Annotated in this window: 23 protein-coding genes; 8 read left to right on the forward strand and 15 right to left on the reverse strand. The window is 71.4% G+C overall.

The window, feature by feature from the left end; all coding sequences use genetic code 11:
* The 3 genes from LOK46_RS14845 to LOK46_RS14855 all read right to left on the reverse strand — a co-directional run bounded on the left by LOK46_RS14845 (nt 1) and on the right by LOK46_RS14855 (nt 1,732).
* Nucleotides 1–405, reverse strand: coding sequence for a hypothetical protein (locus LOK46_RS14845; protein ID WP_273564469.1), 405 nt, complete (start codon nt 403–405; stop codon nt 1–3).
* 121 nt (nt 406–526) lie between these two features.
* Nucleotides 527–1,021, reverse strand: a complete 495-nt coding sequence (locus LOK46_RS14850) for a DUF192 domain-containing protein (protein ID WP_273564470.1) — start codon at nt 1,019–1,021, stop codon at nt 527–529.
* Nucleotides 1,022–1,171: 150 nt separating this feature from the next.
* Nucleotides 1,172–1,732 (reverse strand): cold-shock protein, encoded by a 561-nt coding sequence (locus LOK46_RS14855; protein WP_273564471.1) that lies wholly within the window; start codon nt 1,730–1,732, stop codon nt 1,172–1,174.
* 398 nt (nt 1,733–2,130) lie between these two features.
* Between LOK46_RS14855 and LOK46_RS14860 the strand changes: the two genes are divergently transcribed.
* Nucleotides 2,131–3,150: a heparan-alpha-glucosaminide N-acetyltransferase gene (locus LOK46_RS14860; protein WP_273564472.1), complete on the forward strand. Its 1,020-nt coding sequence runs from the start codon at nt 2,131–2,133 to the stop codon at nt 3,148–3,150.
* Between the two features lie 46 nt (nt 3,151–3,196).
* Here LOK46_RS14860 and efp read toward each other — a convergent pair whose 3' ends face one another.
* Nucleotides 3,197–3,820, reverse strand: a complete 624-nt coding sequence (gene efp, locus LOK46_RS14865; RefSeq protein WP_273564473.1) for an elongation factor P — start codon at nt 3,818–3,820, stop codon at nt 3,197–3,199.
* 191 nt (nt 3,821–4,011) lie between these two features.
* Here efp and epmA point away from each other — a divergent pair, with 191 nt between their 5' ends.
* The 5 genes from epmA (at nt 4,012) to LOK46_RS14890 (ending at nt 8,338) form a co-directional block, all read left to right on the forward strand.
* Nucleotides 4,012–5,067 (forward strand): EF-P lysine aminoacylase EpmA, encoded by a 1,056-nt coding sequence (epmA, locus tag LOK46_RS14870; RefSeq protein ID WP_273564474.1) that lies wholly within the window; start codon nt 4,012–4,014, stop codon nt 5,065–5,067.
* The gene (locus LOK46_RS14875) at nt 5,064–6,107 is read left to right on the forward strand and encodes a lysine-2,3-aminomutase-like protein (RefSeq protein WP_273564475.1); all 1,044 of its coding nucleotides are present in this window, start codon (nt 5,064–5,066) and stop codon (nt 6,105–6,107) included. The genes epmA and LOK46_RS14875 overlap by 4 nt, the downstream gene beginning before the upstream one ends.
* 16 nt (nt 6,108–6,123) lie before the next feature.
* Nucleotides 6,124–6,735, forward strand: a complete 612-nt coding sequence (locus tag LOK46_RS14880; protein ID WP_273564476.1) for a glutathione S-transferase family protein — start codon at nt 6,124–6,126, stop codon at nt 6,733–6,735.
* 101 nt (nt 6,736–6,836) lie between these two features.
* Nucleotides 6,837–7,487, forward strand: coding sequence for a dimethylmenaquinone methyltransferase (locus tag LOK46_RS14885; RefSeq protein ID WP_273564477.1), 651 nt, complete (start codon nt 6,837–6,839; stop codon nt 7,485–7,487).
* Nucleotides 7,488–7,492: 5 nt separating this feature from the next.
* Complete coding sequence (locus tag LOK46_RS14890; protein WP_273564478.1) at nt 7,493–8,338, forward strand: YdcF family protein; 846 nt, start codon at nt 7,493–7,495, stop codon at nt 8,336–8,338.
* Here the strand turns inward: LOK46_RS14890 and LOK46_RS14895 are convergent.
* The 10 genes from LOK46_RS14895 to LOK46_RS14940 form a co-directional block, all read right to left on the reverse strand.
* Entirely contained in the window at nt 8,257–8,583 is a 327-nt protein-coding gene (locus LOK46_RS14895; protein ID WP_273564479.1) for a DUF3253 domain-containing protein, read from the reverse strand. The genes LOK46_RS14890 and LOK46_RS14895 overlap by 82 nt on opposite strands.
* On the reverse strand, nt 8,580–9,353 hold the full coding sequence (locus LOK46_RS14900) for a DUF599 domain-containing protein (RefSeq protein WP_273564480.1): 774 nt from the start codon (nt 9,351–9,353) through the stop codon (nt 8,580–8,582). The genes LOK46_RS14895 and LOK46_RS14900 overlap by 4 nt, the downstream gene beginning before the upstream one ends.
* Before the next feature lie 79 nt (nt 9,354–9,432).
* The gene (locus LOK46_RS14905) at nt 9,433–9,717 is read right to left on the reverse strand and encodes an acylphosphatase (RefSeq protein WP_273564481.1); all 285 of its coding nucleotides are present in this window, start codon (nt 9,715–9,717) and stop codon (nt 9,433–9,435) included.
* 56 nt (nt 9,718–9,773) lie between these two features.
* A complete protein-coding gene (locus LOK46_RS14910) occupies nt 9,774–10,622 on the reverse strand; it encodes a formate/nitrite transporter family protein (protein WP_273564482.1) in 849 nt (282 codons plus the stop codon).
* Nucleotides 10,623–10,768: 146 nt separating this feature from the next.
* Nucleotides 10,769–11,200, reverse strand: a complete 432-nt coding sequence (locus LOK46_RS14915; RefSeq protein ID WP_273564483.1) for a gamma-glutamylcyclotransferase family protein — start codon at nt 11,198–11,200, stop codon at nt 10,769–10,771.
* 17 nt (nt 11,201–11,217) lie between these two features.
* Entirely contained in the window at nt 11,218–11,340 is a 123-nt protein-coding gene (locus tag LOK46_RS14920; protein WP_273564484.1) for a hypothetical protein, read from the reverse strand.
* Nucleotides 11,337–11,567 carry a hypothetical protein gene (locus LOK46_RS14925; protein ID WP_273564485.1) on the reverse strand — a complete coding sequence of 77 codons (231 nt, stop codon included), beginning with the start codon at nt 11,565–11,567 and terminating at the stop codon, nt 11,337–11,339. The genes LOK46_RS14920 and LOK46_RS14925 overlap by 4 nt, the downstream gene beginning before the upstream one ends.
* A gap of 28 nt (nt 11,568–11,595) precedes the next feature.
* Entirely contained in the window at nt 11,596–13,599 is a 2,004-nt protein-coding gene (locus tag LOK46_RS14930) for an acetyl-CoA carboxylase biotin carboxylase subunit (RefSeq protein ID WP_273564486.1), read from the reverse strand.
* Between the two features lie 100 nt (nt 13,600–13,699).
* Nucleotides 13,700–14,140, reverse strand: a complete 441-nt coding sequence (locus tag LOK46_RS14935; RefSeq protein ID WP_273564487.1) for a hypothetical protein — start codon at nt 14,138–14,140, stop codon at nt 13,700–13,702.
* A 162-nt stretch (nt 14,141–14,302) separates the two neighbouring features.
* On the reverse strand, nt 14,303–14,881 hold the full coding sequence (locus tag LOK46_RS14940; protein ID WP_029357405.1) for a L,D-transpeptidase: 579 nt from the start codon (nt 14,879–14,881) through the stop codon (nt 14,303–14,305).
* Nucleotides 14,882–15,072: 191 nt separating this feature from the next.
* Between LOK46_RS14940 and LOK46_RS14945 the strand changes: the two genes are divergently transcribed.
* Both LOK46_RS14945 and LOK46_RS14950 read left to right on the forward strand, forming a co-directional pair.
* Complete coding sequence (locus LOK46_RS14945) at nt 15,073–16,002, forward strand: histone deacetylase family protein (protein WP_273564488.1); 930 nt, start codon at nt 15,073–15,075, stop codon at nt 16,000–16,002.
* Nucleotides 16,003–16,143: 141 nt separating this feature from the next.
* On the forward strand, nt 16,144–16,761 hold the full coding sequence (locus LOK46_RS14950; RefSeq protein WP_273564489.1) for a LysE family translocator: 618 nt from the start codon (nt 16,144–16,146) through the stop codon (nt 16,759–16,761).
* A 20-nt stretch (nt 16,762–16,781) separates the two neighbouring features.
* Here LOK46_RS14950 and ribB read toward each other — a convergent pair whose 3' ends face one another.
* Nucleotides 16,782–17,858: a 3,4-dihydroxy-2-butanone-4-phosphate synthase gene (gene ribB / locus LOK46_RS14955; RefSeq protein WP_273564490.1), complete on the reverse strand. Its 1,077-nt coding sequence runs from the start codon at nt 17,856–17,858 to the stop codon at nt 16,782–16,784.
* Nucleotides 17,859–17,871 lie beyond the last annotated feature (13 nt).

Raw genomic sequence — 17,871 nt, forward strand, 5'->3', positions numbered from 1 at the left:
TCAGGCCCCGGCCGCCGCCAGGGCCCGGACCGTCCGCGGCGCCGGGGCGCGCGCCGGCGCGGCGATCTCGCGCGGCTTCAGCACGTCGCCCAGGCTGACGAAGGTCTCGGCGGCCGGCACGACCACGGCGCGGATGCCGTAGCCCAGCGCGAAGGAGCGGATCAGCTCGGCGTCCCGCGGGATGCCGAACCGATCGAGGGCGGCCAGAAACGCCTCGCGGAACAGGCTCGGCCGGCACCAGCGCTTCTCGGCCATCTGCAGCGGCCAGTCCCACAAGCCCTCGGACCGGCGCATCGCCAGCGCCGTGCGGGCGATGAAGTAGCCGGTCTCGCGGTGCTCGATCCCGTCCGCCTGCACCGACCAGTCATCGTTGCCGAACAGTTCGACCTCAGCCGCGTTGCCCATCGGGTCCTCCGCCCTGAACCAGCCTTCCGGCGCGCCGGAACATTGCCGGAACACTGGCGCGGAATTCCGTGGGGGTCAAGGCGCTTGTTCCCGGTGCGTTCGCAAATCGCCGGGGTCGGACTCAGCGGGCCTTGAACATGCCGTGCTCGATCCGGTCGCCCGGCGCGATGCCGAGCTTCGCGGCGGTACCGGCGTTGAGCTCCAGCACCGCCACGACCGGGCCGCCCGAGGGGATGATCGCCGTGGACAGCGGCTCGGTGTCGGCGGCGATCCGGCTGATCGTCCCGTCGGGCCGGATGAACACCATGTCGAGCGGCAGGTAGGTGTTCTTCATCCACATGGTGACGGGCTGATCCTGCTCGAAATCGAACAGCATGCCGTGGTCGGCCGCCATGTGCCGACGGAACATCAGGCCGCGGGCGCGGGCGGCGTCGTCGCGCATCACCTCGACGTCGAAGCGCTTCGGCCCGGCCTTCGTAACGATCGTCAGCGGCTCCGACTTGGCCGTGGCGGCCCGGGCGGCCGCCTGCGCCACGACGGCGGGGACCGGCGCGATCGCGGTCAGGGCGAGGCAGGCGATGGCGGCCGCCCGGGCGGTGCGGAAAAGGGATCTCACAGGCTCGTGCCTCTCGTGGGACGGCGCGCGGACCGCAGGGTCCGCCGCCCGGTGATAGACCAGGACGCGCGCGAGGGGAATCCGGTTCCGGATTTTCCGTGCCCCGCCAAAGAGATAGGGCGTGCTATCCTTGGCTGGAGCAACGCGGCCTCAGTGGGACGCGGGCATCGCCCCGTCGATCAGCCGCACCTCGGCCGCCATCACGCCCTTCGAGCCGTCGCCGTAGCGGACAAGAACGGACTCGCCGGGCTTCAGCTCGGCGATCCCGTAGCGCCGCAGCGTCTCCATGTGCACGAAGATGTCCGGCGTCCCGTCGCCGCGGGTCAGGAAGCCGAAACCGCGGAGGCGGTTGAACCACTTCACCACGGCCGTCTCGAGCCCGCTGGTCGGCGTCACGGTGACGTGCGTGCGCGGCATCGGCAGCTCGGAGGGATGCACCGCCGTCGCCTGATCGAGGGAGATCACCCGGAACGCCTGCCAGCCGCGGGGTCGCTCCACGGCCTCCACGACGATGCGGGCGCCCTCGCTGGCGGCCTGGTAGCCGTCGCGCCGCAGGCAGGTGACGTGGAGCAGGATATCGGGCGCGCCGTCGTCGGGCACGATGAACCCGAAGCCCTTCGAAACGTCGAACCACTTGATGCGGCCGGCCACCTCGACGAGGTCGAGCGCCTCATCCTCGTGCTGTCCCGCTTCGCCGGTTCGGGCGATCATCCCCCGCTCGGGGTTCTCCGGCCCGGATCCGCGTTCGTCAGACATGGCCGAGCAACCTACACCGAATCACGCCGCGCGCTCTCCCAGCAAGATTAACGAAGTCCTGATGTCCGGGAAGCCCATTTGGCCGGCAGAACAGTGACGCCAAGTTGCAATCTTGGCGCACGGAGGCGGGGCCGCAACAGTCGATCGGTCGCAGGCTTCGGCGTGAGCGGTGTTTAAGCGCCGGGGCCGTCGAGGGGTTTTCCGGATCGGGCGACCCCCGCCTCGGCGGCGCGGACGGGCCTCGGCGGAGTTCACGTTTTTGAGAGCCGCGGCACCCGCGCCCCGGACGGCTGAGCCGCCCGTCGCAGGCCGCGATGGAAAGGGCGGCCCCGACATGGTTTGGGTGCACCATCATGTCCGTTGACATCACCCTCGACCGCCCCACCCCCTCGCCGCAGGCCGCGAAGCCCTCCCCGCAGGGCCGCCTGCCGATCATCGATGCCGCTCGGGCTACCGCCCTGCTGGCGATGGCGAGCTACCACACGCTCTGGGATCTCGGCCATCTGCGGCTGACCGCGGAGAATTACGCGCTGACATCCACGGGACGGCACGCCGCCGAGATGATCGCCGGCAGCTTCCTGGTCCTGGTCGGCGTCGGCCTCGTGCTGATGAACGGTCGCGGAGTCCGGCCTCGGCCGATCTTCCTGCGGTTCGCGCGGATCGGCGGGGCCGCGCTGCTCGTGACCCTCGGCACCTGGGTCATGTTCCCCGACGCCTTCGTGTTCTTCGGCGTGCTCCACTGCATCGCCGTCTCGAGCCTGCTCGGGCTGCCGTTCCTGTTCCTGCCGGTTCCGGTCACCGCCCTCGCGGCCGCGGCCGTGCTCGCCGCGCCGCACGTCGTGCACGCGCCGATCCTCGACGCGCCGGCCCTGTTCTTCCTCGGCCTCGGCTCGGTCCCGCCGCGGACGAACGATTACGTGCCGCTCTTCCCGTGGTTCGGGCTGGTGCTGACCGGGATCGTCCTGGGTCGGCTGGCGCTGCCGCGGCTCGCCCGGTCGCGACTGGGGGCCTGGGCGCCGCGCACGCGGCTCGGCCGCGCCGCCACCTTCGCGGGCCGCCACAGCCTCGCGATCTACCTCATCCACCAGCCGCTGCTGCTGGCGCTGCTGACAGGGGTCGTCACCGTTGTGGGCGCCAATCCGCGCGCGGGGCTGCGGGCGTTCCGCGCCGATTACGTGACGATCTGCGCGCGCACCGGCGGCGAGCCGCCGCTCTGCCGCATCGCGGCCCGCTGCACCTCGGAGGCGCTGCTCCGCGAGGACCTCTTCCGGGAGGACGGCCGACCCTTCAGCGGGACGGAGCGCCTGCGCGCGCAGGCGATCTCGCAGGGCTGTTACGCCACCCTGGAGGCCGCCGCGCGATCCGCGCGATGACTGCCGGCACCCGACCTCCCGAGGCCGGCCAGAGGCGCGGACCGGATCAGTCCTTGGCGCGCTCGACGTAGGCTCCGTCGGCCGTCATGACGACGACGCGGGTGCCGGCGGCGATGTGGGGCGGCACGGTCGTGCGCACGCCGTTCGACAGGGTCGCGGGCTTGTAGGACGACGAGGCAGTCTGGCCCTTCAGCACCGGCTCGGTCTCGGCGACTTCCAGAGTCACGCGCTGGGGCAGCTCGATGGTCAGCGGGACGCCGTTATGGCTCGAGAGCATCACCGCCATGCCCTCTTGGAGATACGGGGCTGCGTCGCCGACCACGTCCTGCGGCACCGCGATCTGCTCGTAGTTCTCGGGGTTCATGAAGTGGAACCCCTCGCCGTCGCTGTAGAGGAAGGTGTGCTCGCGATCCTCCACGAAGGCGCGCTCGACCTGCTCGGTAGTCCGGTAGCGCTCGGACACCTTCACGCCGTCCGTGATCCGGCGCATGTCGAGCTGGGTCACCGGAGTGCCCTTGCCGGGGTGGATGTTCTCGGCGAACAGGATCACGTAGAGCTTGCCGTCCTTCTCGACGACGTTGCCCTTACGGAGCGTTGAGGCGATCACCTTCACGGAATTGCGTCCTGCATTGACATGGGGGCCGGCACGCGCCAAGCGCGGGCGCTGCATCTCGGACCCCGCCACTATCGCATCTGCGCCGCGGTTGCCAGCGGGCGGGCATGAACCGTCGATGGCAGCCGGCGTCGGCCGCGCCGCGTCTCCGCGGTCCGGAGCCAGTCAGGGCCGAGGATGAGAGTGCTCCAGAACGCGACGCGTCCCTGTCGGTGCAGGCCGGTCCAGCCCCGACGCGGAGGCCGGCGGTGACCGGATCCGGCTCCCCCTGGTGGTCGGCCGGTCGCCACGCCGACCGGCGCCCGGCGCTGCTCCTGCGCAACCGCATCCTCGCGGCGTTCCGCGGGTGGTTCGCGGACCGGGACTTCGTCGAGGCCGAGGCCGCCTGCCTGCAGGTCTCGCCCGGCAACGAGGCGCACCTGTCGGCCTTCGCCACGGAAGCCGTCGGCGCGAGCGGCGCCCGCACGCCGCTCTACCTGCACACCTCGCCGGAATTCGCCTGCAAGAAGCTCCTGGCCGCGGGTGAGACGCGGCTGTTCACCGTCGCCCGGGTCTTCCGCAACCGCGAGCGCGGGCCGCTGCACCATCCCGAATTCACGATGCTCGAGTGGTACCGGGCCGGCGCCCCCTACACGGCGCTGATGGCGGATTGCGCCGCGCTGCTCGCCGGCGCGGCCGAGGTCGCCGGCGCCCGCCGCTTCACCTTCCGAGACCGGGAGACCGACCCCTTCGCCGAGCCGGAGCGCCTGAGCCTGGCCGAGGCCTTCGACCGCTTCGCCGGGATCGACCTCCTGGCGAGCGTCGCGCCGGGCGGCGAGACCGACCGCGGATCCCTGGCAGCCGCCGTCGCGGCGACCGGGCTCCGGGTCGCCCCGGACGATACCTGGGCCGACCTGTTCTCCCGCGTTCTCGTCGCGCGGATCGAGCCGCATCTCGGCCTCGGCCGCCCGACGATCCTGTGCGAGTACCCGATCAGCGAGGCCGCCCTCGCCCGGCCGGCGCCGCACGACCCGCGCGTGGCCGAGCGCTTCGAGCTCTACGCTTGCGGCGTCGAGCTGGCCAACGCGTTCGGCGAGCTGACCGACCCGGCGGAGCAGCGCCGCCGGTTCGAGGCGGAGATGGCCGAGAAGCAGCGCGTCTACGGCGAGCGCTACCCGATCGACGACGAGTTCCTCGCGGCGCTCGCCGCGATGCCGGACGCGTCCGGGATCGCCCTGGGCTTCGACCGCCTGGCGATGCTGGCCTGCGGGGCCACCCGGATCGAGGACGTGATCTGGACACCCGTGGCGGAGACGCGGCCATGAACCGGGTCCTTCGGAGCGCGGACGACCTCCTCTCCGCCGGCCTGATCTCCGGGGCGGAGGCCGAGGCCCTCGGCGCCGTCCTCGCGCGCTACGCGGTCTCGGTGACGCCCGACATGGCCGAGCTGATCGACCCGCAGGACCCCGACGATCCGATCGGCCGCCAGTTCGTGCCCCGCGCCGCGGAAGCCGTCGCGACGCCGGAGGAGCGCGCCGACCCGATCGGCGACGCCGCCCACGCCCCGGTGACCGGGATCGTGCACCGCTACCCGGACCGCGTGCTGCTGAAACCGCTCCATGTCTGCCCGGTCTACTGCCGCTTCTGCTTCCGCCGGGAGATGGTCGGGCCCGACGGGCTCGGGACGCTCACCGACGCCGAGCTCGACGCCGCCCTCGCCTACATCGCGCGGGATCCGCGGATCTGGGAGGTGGTGCTCACCGGCGGCGACCCGTTCGCGCTGTCGCCGCGCCGGCTCGGCGACATCGCGGAGCGCCTCGCGGTCATTCCCCACGTCCGGGTCATGCGGGTCCACACGCGCGTGCCCGTGGTGAAGCCCGATCTCGTCTCCGACGCCCTCGTCCGGGCGCTCAGGCGGTTCGGGCGGGCGGTGTTCGTCGCCGTCCACGCCAATCATCCGCGGGAATTCACCGCCGCCGCCAGCGCCGCCTGCGCCCGGCTGGTCGATGCCGGCATTCCCCTGGTCAGCCAGTCGGTTCTCCTGCGCGGCGTCAACGACGAGGCCGCGACCCTCGAGGCGCTGATGCGGATCCTCGTCGAGAACCGGATCAAGCCTTACTACCTCCACCACGGCGACCTGGCCCCCGGGACGGCCCACCTGCGCACGGACGTGCCCGAGGGGCAGGCGCTGATGCGCGCCCTGCGCGGCCGCCTCTCCGGCCTCGCCCAGCCGACCTACGTGCTCGACATTCCCGGCGGCCACGGCAAGGTGCCGATCGGACCGGGCTACCTGCGCGACACCCCCGACGGGGTGCGCGTGACAGATCCGGGTGGGCAGGACCACGCCTACCCGCCGAAGGCGTGACGGAGACTCTTCGATTATGCGCAGGCTTTGGGGCCGCCTCACCTCGGTGAACGTGCAGAAGGCGGTGTGGGGGCTCGACGAGACGGGCCTGCCGTACGAGCGGGTCGAGGCCGGCGGCGCCCACGGGGTCGTCGACGACCCCGGCTACCGCGCGATGAACCCGAACGGCCTCGTCCCGACCCTGGAGGAGGACGGCTTCGTCCTGTGGGAATCCAACGCGATCCTCCGCTACCTCGCGGCGGTGAGCCCGGCCCTGGCCCTGCCGGCGGACCCGCGGGCGCGCGCCCACGTGGAGCAATGGGTCGACTGGCAGGCCACGAGCTTCACGCCGGCCATGCGCGACGCCTTCTGGCAGCTCTACCGCGCGGCCGATCCGGACCGCGCCCTGATCGCCGCATCGCTGAAGAAGAGCGAGGCCATGGCGGAGATCCTCGACCGCCATCTCGCGGACCGGACCTACGCGGTCGGCGACAGCTTCGGCATCGCCGACATCGCCCTAGGCTGCGCGGCGCATCGCTGGCTGAATCTCCCGGCCGAGCGGATCGAGCGCCCGGCGCTGCGTCGCTGGTACGAGCGGGTCGCGGCCCGGCCCGGCGCCGCGCGGGCGCTCGGCGAGCCCATCGCCTGACGGCCGCCGCGGGCACCCCGAGCCTTGCCGGCGCGCCCGCGCGATCCACCTTCCCCGACCGCGCCGCCCGGACCGGGACCGGCCTTTCACGGAGCCCCCCGATGGCGATCGACCCGACCCTGCGCGACGCGCTCTCCGCCGTGACTCCGGTGAGCCTCGCCCGCGCCTTAGCGCGGGCCGGGGTTAAGGCCTGCACCCCGCACGGGCTCTCGGCGCGGGGGAGCGGAACCGTGGTCGGGCCCGCCTACACGATGCGGATGATCCCGGCTCGCGACGACGCTGCGGGCGATCTCGCCGCCGCCATCGACGCCGTGCCCGAAGGGGCCGTGGTGGTCATCGACGCCGCGTCCTCCGGCCTGGTCCTTCCCTTCGCGGCGATCCTGGCGGCGCGCCTCGCCCAGCGTGGCGCCGCGGGTCTGGTCACGGACGCGGCCCTGCCGGACGAGATCGGCCTCCCCGCCTGGTGCCGGACGGCCGCGGCCACCGGGACCCTGGCCCTGGTCGGCACGCAGGAGCGCGTCGCCTGCGGCGGTGCCGCCATCCATCCCGGCGATATCCTGGTCGGCGACACGACCGGCCTCGTCGCGGTGCCGGCGGCACTCGCCGAGCGGGTCGCCCTGGAGGCCGTGGAGCAGCAGCGCCTCGATCTCTGGATCCAGCGCGAGGTCGAGCGCGGCGCCGACCTCGCGAGCCTCCTGCCGCCGGACGCCGCGGCGCTCGCCCGGTTCGAGGCCGAGACGAAGCCGGCCTGAGCACCGTGTTCTTCCCCGTCTCGAAGGTGATCTTCTTCCTGATCACCCCGTCGAATCTCTGCATCTTCGCGATCCTGCTCGGGATCGCTCTCGCGGCGGTGACGCGGCGGCGGAGGACCGGCCTCGGTCTCGCGCTGCTCGGCACCCTCTCGCTCGGTGCGGCCGGCCTGGCGCCCCTCTCGGACATGGCCCTGCTCCCCCTCGAGCAGCGCTTCCCCGCCTACCCGGATGACGGTCCGGCCCCGGCCGGGATCATCGTGCTGGGCGGCGGCATCGAGACGGGCCTCTCGGAGGCGCGTCGCCAGATCGTCGTCAACGATGCCAGCGAGCGACCGATCTATCTCGGCGACCTCGCCCGGCGCTACCCGGCGGCGCGGCTGGTCTTCTCCGGCGGCAGCGGCTTCATCGCGGGCGGCCTGGCCGAAGCCGACATCGTGAGCCGGCAGGCCGACGTGATCGGCGTGCCGCGGACGCGCCTGATCCTGGAGAACCGCTCGCGCAACACCCACGAGAACGCCGCCTTCTCGGCGGCCCTGGTCCAGCCGAAGCCCGGCGAGCGCTGGCTGCTGGTGACCTCGGCCTGGCACATGCCCCGGGCGGTCGGCTGCTTCCGCCAGGCCGGGTTCACGGTGGACGCCTTCCCGGTCGATTACCGGACCCGCGGCTGGAGCGACGTCGCGCATTTCCACGGCTTCGCGTCGGACGGGCTGCTCCAGTTCGACCTGGCCGTGAAGGAGTGGATCGGCCTCGTCGCCTATCGCCTGTCCGGCTACACGCCCGACTGGCTGCCGGGCCCGGATTCCGGGGGAGCTTCCGAGGCCGCACCGGAGGCCGGCAGCGACAAGCGGTAGATGCCGCGGAAATCGTCCGGGTCGACGGGCTTCCCCTTGCGCAGGATCGCGATCCGCCCCGCGTGGGCGAGCCGCACCGCGACCCGGCGCACCGGCTGCATCAGCGGGCCCCAGCCGTCCGGGTGCGGGCCGCCGAGGGCGCGGGCGACCTCCGATGGGCAGACGGTCTTGTCGGCACCGCGCTCGGCCACGAGGCGCAGCATCGTGGTCTCGATGGCGGCATCGTCGGGTCTCGGGTCGGTCATGTGCGGGCCTCCTCGGCGGGCGACAGGAGTGGGGCGTCGAGCGGCCCCTCGTGAGGTCCCTCCCCGGCTTCCAGGAGCGCCTTGCGGATCTCCGAGGCGAATTGGCGGCGCCACATGATGATCACGACGGCGGTCGTCGAGACGAACAGCACGTACGGGCTGATGAACCAGCCGAGATAGGCGAGCGCGAAGAAGAACGCCCGCTGACCGCGGGCGAAGTGTCGCCCGGCGCTGACGTTCATGGCCGCGAGCCGCCGCACCGCCCGCAGCATCTCGGTCTCGCTCGTGCCGGATCCCTTGTGCGGCACGGCGCCGAGCAGGATCGCCGTGTAATTGAACAGCCTGTAGGCCCAGGCGAATTTGAAGAACGCGTAGACGAAGATCAGCGCGAGGCCGGCGACCTTCAGCTCCCAGGTCAGGCGGTTGGCCACCGTCCCGAAGGGCAGCGTGGCGAACAGGTTCAGGACATCGTCCCCGGAGCGCGACAGGGTCAGGACCGAGCCCAGGGCGATGAGCGAGGTCGAGGCGAAGAAGGCCGTGCCGTTCTGCAGCGAGGCGTTGATCTGCGTGTCGACCACCCGGTTGTCGCGGCCGATGACCTGGCGCGCCCAGTTGGCCCGGTGCCCGTTCATGATCTGGCTGAGGGAGACCATCCTGCCGCGCAGCCGACCCACCGACAGGCCGTAGGCGATCCAGGCGAGGATGAAGTAGAGCAGCGCCGCGAGATCGAGGTGCGAGAAGGCGGCGCTGCCGGCGGACAGGTCGGTCATGGTCTCCGGATGGCGGATACGTGAAGGGGCGATCCGCCATACCAGTCCGCGGGCGCGCGCTGAACCCGCGCGGCCGCTGTCAGTCGTGCAGGATCTGGAACGCGCCGCCGGTCGGCACGTCGCCGCCGTCCCGCGCGGCCACGTCGGCCACGCGCGCGCCGGGCGGACCCGACCGGCACAGGGCCTCCATCTCCGCCACGGCCTCCGGCGCGCCGCTGAAGACCGCCTCGACTGAGCCGTCGTCGCGGTTGCGCACGGAGCCGGTGAGGCCGCGGGCGCGGGCCTCGGACTGCGTCCAGGCCCGGTAGGACACGCCCTGGACGCGACCGGTGACGATGACGGAGATCGTCCGGGTCTCACTCATGCGGGCGCGGTCTCGTCTGACGGGGCCCGCGCCGGGCGGCGCGGGCCGGGCTGGCCTCACTCGGCCGCGATCGGGCGACGGACGCCGGCGCCCAGGGCCTGGCTCCGCGTCGCGCCGGTGCGGACGTGTGTGGAGTAGAGCATCAGGCCGGTGAAGGCGATGCCGCCCACGATGTTTCCGATCAGCGTCGGGATCTCGTTCCAGATCAGGTAGTCCATCACCGTCAGGTGGCCGCCCATGAGGATCGCCGACGGGAACAGGAACATGTTCACCACCGAGTGCTCGAAGGTCATGAAGAAGAACACCGTGATCGGCATCCACATGGCGATGACCTTGCCGGGCACCGAGGTTGACAGCATGGCGCCGATGACGCCGGTCGAGACCATCCAGTTGCACAGCATGGCGCGGACGAAGAGCGTCAGCATGCCGGAGGCGCCGTACTTCTCGTAGCCGAGGGTGCGGGCCTCGCCGATGCCGGCGATGAGCTTGCCGACGGCGTTCGGCTCGGTGGCGAAGCCGAAGGTGAAGACGATCGACATCATCACCGCGGTGGTCAGGGCACCCGCGAAGTTGCCGAAGAAGACCAGCACCCAGTTGCGCGCGACGCCGGCCACGGTGACGCCGGGGCGCTTGTCGATGAGGGCGAGCGGGGTGAGCACGCAGACGCCGGTGAACAGGTCGTAGCCGAGCAGGTACAGCATCGAGAAGCCGACCGGGAACAGCAGCGCCGCGACCAGCGGCTGGCCGGTCGTCTGGGTGATGGTCACCGCGAAGGCGGCGGCGAGCGCCAGGATCGCGCCGGCCATGTAGGCGCGGATGAACGTGTCCTTGGTGGCCATGAAGACCTTTGCCTCACCGGCATCGACGGCCTTCTTCACGAAATCGGCGGGCGCCAGATACGACATGCACAACTCTCCCTCGCGGGCGCACGCCGATCGTCGTTGACCGACGGGCGCGCCGCGCAATCGCGGATGGCTGGCCGGGCGCGGTGCTGCCGTTCGCCCTCCAGCTCGATCGTGGGCAAGCATGTCGCGTACCAACTGCGCGGCGTTCAGGCCGGCCGGCCGCGGGCCCAGGTGCCGAGTTCCCGGAGATAGGCCGGCGGCAGCTGCGCCGCGCGCGCCGCCGCGACGACCGCCTCGAGGTATCCGGGCCGCGGGCGTCCGGGCGCGGTCGAGCACCCGCGATAGATCAGGGCGCGCTTGACGCCCTCCCCCGTGCGGACCGGGAGCGCCGCCTTTGTGTAGAGGCCCCCGGCGACGCCCTCGTAGCGGTCGAGCGCCGGGATGTCGTCGGGAGCCAGCTCCCACAGGATGCCCCAGACGGTGCGCCGCGGATCGGGCACGACCGACGCGTAGCCCTCGCGCATGATGATGAAGCGGTGGTTCGGCAGGTGTCCGCCGCCGATCAGCCGCGAAACCGGGCAGCGCAGCGCCATCGCGGCGGCATCCATGTTGGCGCCGTAGGCGAAATAGAGGGGCATGCCGGAGCTGTGAGAGCCTACTCGCCCGCGGGGGGATCCAGGCGCCGCGCGGCACGCTCGTTCGCGCGCACGGCCGCGTAGGCGATCGCCAACGTGATCGCCGGAATGCCGAACGTTACGAAGATCCAGTCGTAGTTCACGGCTTCAGGCTCCGGAGGGCACGCCTCGCACCGTAATGTAGTGCGCAGCCGGTCCCCAGCCAAACGAGCGTGAAGATCGCGTTCTCGACGCGCAGAGCCGGTGCACTCGGCACGCCGAAGCTCGCGGCCGTCATCGGCGTGACGAAGCCGATGACGACGTAGGCGACGGCGATGTTGTTCAGGGCCGTCGCCAGCAGCTTGGTCTGCTCGTTGTGAACCGCAGTCACGGCCGCGAGCGCGACGCGCGCCCCGCGATCAGGCGAATTCCAGGATCACCGCGTCGACGGCGAGGCTGTCGCCCTCCTTGGCGTGGATCTTACCCACCGTCGCGTCGCGCTCGGCGCGGAGCACGTTCTCCATCTTCATCGCCTCGACGACCGCGATCGCCTCGCCGTTCTTCACCTCCTGACCCTCGGCGACGAGGATCTGCTTCACGAGGCCGGGCATCGGGCAGAGCACCTGCTTGCCCGAGCCCGCCTGCTCCTTCACCGGCATCAGGGCTGCGAGCTCCGCCTCGCGGCGGGTGTAGACCCGGGCCTCGGCGGCCGCGCCGGCGTGCTGCAGGAACACGCCGTTGAGCAGGCTGCGCACCTGGATCGCCACGCGCTCCGAGCCGATCGTGCCGATCCAGACCGGCTCGCCCGGGCGCCACGCGCTCGCCACCGTGAGCGCCGTGCCGTCGTCGCGGGTGACGAGGATGTCCTCGCCCTCCGGCTCGACCGTCACCGGGAAGGACTGGCCGGCCAGGATCACCACCCGCTCACGCTCGAAGGCGAAGAGGCCGGGCGCGCGCATCTGCCCGGAGATGCCGCGCTTGCGCTGGTTGAGCTTGTGGTCGATCGCCGCGGCCGCCGCCATCATGCGGATCGCCACCGGGCCGGCGGGCTCCGGCGCCGTGAAGCCCTCGGGGAACTCCTCGGCGATGAAGCCTGTGGACAGCCGCCCCTCCTGCCAGCGCGGATGGGCCATCAGCGCCGAGAGGAACGGGATGTTGTGGCGGATGCCGTCGATCGCGAAGGCGTCGAGGGCCTCGCCCTGCGCGGCGATCGCCTCGGCCCGGGTCGGCGCCCAGGAGACCAGTTTGGCAATCATCGGGTCGTAGTGGATGGCGATCTCGCCGCCCTCCTCCACGCCGGTATCGTTGCGGATGATCGCCGTGCCCTGCTGGCCCTCCTCGGGCGGACGGTAGGTGGTCAGCCGGCCGATCGAGGGCAGGAAGTTGCGGGTCGGGTCCTCGGCGTAGACGCGGCTCTCCACCGCCCAGCCGTTCAGCTTCACGTCGTCCTGGGTGATCGGCAGCTTCTCGCCGGCCGCGACCCGGATCATCAGCTCGACGAGGTCGAGGCTGGTGATCATCTCGGTGACCGGATGCTCAACCTGCAGGCGGGTGTTCATCTCTAGGAAATAGAAGGACTTGTCCTGCCCGGCGACGAACTCGACCGTGCCGGCCGAATCGTAGTTCACCGCCTTGGCGAGCGCGACGGCCTGCTCGCCCATCTTGCGGCGGGTCTTCTTGTCGAGGAGCGGCGACGGTGCCTCCTCGATCACTTTCTGGTTACGGCGCTGGATCGAGCACTCGCGCTCGCCGAGGTAGACGACGTTGCCGTGCTTGTCGCCGATCAGCTGGATCTCGATGTGGCGCGGGTCGGTGATGAACTTCTCGATGAAGACGCGGTCGTCGCCGAACGAGGAGGCCGCCTCCGACTTGGCGCGGGCGAAGCCCTCCGCCACCTCGTCGCCCGAGTAGGCGATGCGCATGCCCTTGCCGCCGCCGCCCGCGGACGCCTTGATCATCACCGGGTAGCCGATCTCGTCGGCGATCTTCCGGGCGTGCTCGGGTGATTCGATCACGCCGAGGAAGCCCGGAACGGTCGAGACCTCGGCGGCGGCCGCCGCCTTCTTCGACTCGATCTTGTCGCCCATGGCGGCGATGGCCCCCGGGTTGGGGCCGATGAACACGATGCCGGCGGCCTCGAGCGCCTTTGGGAAGGCCTCGCGCTCGGAGAGGAAGCCGTAGCCGGGATGCACGGCCTGGGCGCCCGTCTTCTTGCAGGCCTCGACGATCTTCTCGATCACGAGGTACGATTCGGACGCGGCAGCGGGCCCGATATGCACGGCCTCGTCGGCCATGGCGACGTGCACGGCGTCGCGATCGGCATCCGAGTAGACCGCTACGGTCTTGATGCCCATCCTCCGGGCCGTCTTGATCACCCGGCAGGCGATCTCGCCCCGGTTGGCAATCAGGATCTTGTCGAACATCGCTGGCGCACTGCTTTCGAGATCGCCGGATTGCGCACCGGCTTGACTGTCCCGATAGATCAGTTGCGCCGCGGACGGAAGCTGCGCCTTGGTCTGAGGCTCAGGCGGCCAGGGCGAAGGTCATGCGCGGGGCCTCGGCCGTGTCGCGGGCGCGACGGTTGGCCTCCAGCGCGAAGGCGACCAGTGATTCGGCGCTGCTCTCGGCCTCGCGGACGACTTCCATGGCGATCCGGGCGCCCACCGCGCTCGGGCCGTCGCGGCCGCTGAGCGAGGCGGCGAGCCACGCGGCGACGTCGCGGTCGATGTAGCCGGTCGGGCGCGAGCCCCACACCGCGAAGTCGACGACCGAGGCGACGAGGAAGTCGGCGAAGGCGTCGGAGCCGATCACCGCCCGCTCGAGGGCGATCAGCAGGTCGGCCTCCTCGCGGCTCATCAGGCCGTCCGGGAGAACCTCGCGCTTCAGGACGAGCAGGTCCTCGTCGCTGATCGTGCCGGCCGAGACAGCATGGTTGCAGAACTGTTGAACGGAAATGGTGGTCATGATCGCCTGCCTCCCCGACCTTTGTTGCGGTCGGCTCTAGTCCCTGTGTGTCTTCAACTTACGGGACCGCTCCCCTTCCAGAGGTTAATGGCGAGATCTGAACGGAAGTTCAGGTAAACACCCCCCGAGCAAGCAGGCTTATTGGGACGTTGACCGGTTGCGTTACCGGACGATGACCGTCGCCCCGACGGGGACCCGGTTGTAGAGGTCGACCACGTCGATGTTGCGCATCCGGATGCAGCCGGAGGAGACCGCCTGGCCGATCTTCTCGGGCTCGTTCGTGCCGTGGATCCGGTAGAGCGTGTCCCGGCCGCGATCCGAGAGGTACAGGGCGCGGGCGCCGAGCGGGTTCATCGGGCCGCCCTGCATCGCGTGGACGTGCGGCCAGCGCCGGATCATCTCGGCCGGCGGGTTCCAGGCCGGCCATTCCGCCTTCCGGTCGATCCTGGCGGTGCCGGTCCAGCCGTAGGCCTCGTCGCCCACCGAGACGCCGTAGCGCATCGCCCGGCCGTTCGGCAGGACGAGGTAGAGCTGACGCTCCTTGGTCTCGACCACGATCGTGCCGGGCGCTTCCCGGGTCGGGTCTGCGATCTCGTAGCGGGCGAAGTGCGGATCGAACTCGGCCTCGGGCACGAGGGCCATGTACTCGGCGTCGCGGGCCGAGAGCGCGGGATCGGGCACGCCCTTGAAGGTGCAGCCTGCCAGCAGCAGGGCGCAGCCGAGTACCGAGATGATGCGCATGTCCCCGCCTCGAAGATCGTCGCGGCCGCGGACGGAGCGCGCGGATTGATGATCCGGGCCCGCCCCGAGGAAGAATCACGCAACCATAAGGGGGCAACGGCACCCCGCCGTAGTCCGCGCGTTGGGCCCGTGGCACATTGCCGGCGCCTGTTGCCGGTGCGCGACAGGCGAGCATCCCGGGAGCGACCCTCGTGACCACCCTCTACGTGAGCCATCCTGCCAGCTTCGATCACGAGGTCCCCGAGGGGCATCCGGAACGGCCGGCCCGGATGCGCGCGGTGGAGCGGGCCCTGGAGGACGAGCGCTTCGCCGGTCTGGTGCGGGCCACGGCGCCCCGGGGCGAGATCGAGGCCGTCACCCTCGCGCACCCGCGGGAGTACGTGGATGCGCTCGTGGCAGCGGTGCCCGAGCACGGGATGGTCGGCATCGATTCCGACACGATCCTGTCGGCAGGCAGCCTGGAGGCGACGCTGCGGGCCGTGGGCGGCGGGATGCACGCCGTCGACGCCGTCGTCGGCGGCGAGTGCCGCAACGCCTTCGTGGCCATGCGCCCACCCGGCCACCACGCGGAGCGGACCCGCGCGATGGGCTTCTGCCTGTTCAACCACGCCGCCATCGCGGCCCTGCACGCCCGGAAGAAGCACGGCGCCGAGCGGGTGGCCCTGGTGGACTGGGACGTCCACCACGGCAACGGCAGTCAGGACATCTTCTGGAACGACGCCTCGGTGCTCTACTGCTCGACCCACCAGATGCCGCTCTATCCGGGGACCGGATCGCCGTCCGAGCGGGGCGAGAAGGACACGATCGTCAACGTGCCGCTGCGGCCGAACGACGACGGCGAGGTGTTCCGCGAGGCGTTCGAGACCGGCATCCTCTCCCGCCTGGAGACGTTCCGGCCGGACGTGATCGTGATCTCCGCCGGTTTCGACGCGCACCGGCTGGACCCGCTCGCCAACCTGCGCCTCGAGGCCGAGGATTTCGGCTGGGCGACTCGCCGCCTGATGGACCTGGCGGAGCGCTGCGCGGGCGGCCGGGTCGTCTCTATCCTCGAGGGCGGCTACAGCCTCGAGGGTCTCGGCAAATCGGTGGCGGCCCACGTCGACGCGCTGATGGGGCGCTGACGGGGCCGTTGCGCTCGACCGGCGGCACGCCGTGAGCGGTGTCTCGGGGGAGTTCGCAGCCATGTCGCCACGGAGCCGACCGGATCTGCCGCGGCGTTGCGGCCCTGCCGCCTGCCCTGCCGCGTGCCTTGGCACCGTTCGATGACGCTCGCGGGCTTCCTGACCTACGCGCTGGCCCTCGGGGTCGCCGCCGCAATACCGGGGCCGGGTGTCGTCGCGCTCGTCGCCCGGGCCCTGGGCTCGGGCTTCGGTGCCGCGATGGCCTTCTCGCTCGGCCTGATCCTGGGCGACCTGACCTACCTCGCCGCCGCGATCTTCGGCCTGTCGCTGATCGCGGAGGCGTTCGGCGCGGTCTTCGTCGTCGTCCGCTACGGCGCGGCGCTCTACCTCGCCTATCTGGCGCTCCGGCTCTGGCGCGCGGCCGGAGCCGGAGCCCGGGTCGAAGGCGAATGCCGCGACCGGCCGTGGACCGGCTTCGTCGCCGGGCTGACCATCACGCTGGGCAATCCGAAGACGATCGTCTTCTACCTCGCGATCCTGCCCACGCTCGTCGACCTGCGCGGCGTGACAGCGACGGATTTCGCCACCCTCCTCGTCGTCACCGTCGCGATCCTACTCGCCGTGATGACGCCCTACGCGGCGCTGGCGGCGCGGGCGCGCGCGTCGCTGCGACGGCCGACCTTCCGCGCGCGGCTGAACCGCGGTGCCGCCGCGATCATGGCCGGCGCGGCGGTCTGGACCGTCCTGCGCCGCGCCTGACTGGGCTTCCAGGCCCTCAGTCAGCCCTCGAGGGGCTCGTCGCCCAGGAGTTCGATGCCGAAGCCCGACAGGCCGACATAGGAGCGCGACGAGGTCGCGAGGTTGCGGATCGAGACCACGCCGAGATCGCGCAGGATCTGGGCGCCGAGCCCGATCTCGCGCCACTGCCGCGCCCGCAGCGCCTCCGTCCCCTCCTCGGTGACGCTCTTGACCGGCACGCCCGCGGTGCCGTCCCGGAGATAGACCAGCACGCCGCGCCCGGCGGCCGCGAAGCGCTTCAGCACGGCGTCGATCTGCTTGCCGCCGCCGATCACGTCCGCGGCGACGTTGGAGCGGTGCAGGCGCACGAGCACGTCCCGGCCGTCGCCGATCTCGCCCATCACGAAGGCGAACTGCTGGATCGACTCGAAGGGCGTCGAGAACACGTAGGCGTTCACGTCGCCGTGGTTGGAGCGAACCGTGAAGTGGCCGACCCGCTCCACCAGCCTGTCGCGCGCCTGCCGGTAGGCGATGAGGTCGGCCACCGAGACCTGCTTGAGGCCGTGCTTCTCGGCGAAGGCCTCGATCTGCGGCCCCTTCATCACGGTACCGTCGTCGTTGGCGAGCTCGCAGATCACGCCGACGGGGGGCAGCTCGGCGAGGCGGCACAGGTCGACCGCGGCCTCGGTGTGGCCCGAGCGCATGAGCACGCCGCCGTCGCGGGCGATGAGCGGGAAGACGTGGCCGGGCCGCACGAAGTCGCCCGCGCCCATGTTGCCGTTGGCGAGCGCTCGCACCGTGTTGCAGCGCTGCTCCGCCGAGATCCCCGTCGTCAGGCCGTGCTTGACGTCGACCGTGACGGTGAAGGCCGTCCCGAGCGGCGCGTCGTTCGACGCCACCATGGGAGCGAGATGGAGCCGCCGCGCCTCGCTCTGCGTCAGCGGCGCGCAGACGATCCCGCACGTGTTGCGGATGATGAACGCCATCTTCTCCGGCGTGCAGAGCGAGGCGGCGACGACGAGGTCGCCCTCGTTCTCGCGATCGTCGTCGTCGGTGACGACCACGATCTCGCCGCGGGCGAAGGCCGCGATGGCCTCTGTGACGGAGCAGTGTGGCACGGGCATTCTCGAA

This window comes from Methylobacterium sp. NMS14P, assembly GCF_028583545.1.
Classification (GTDB): Bacteria; Pseudomonadota; Alphaproteobacteria; order Rhizobiales; family Beijerinckiaceae; genus Methylobacterium.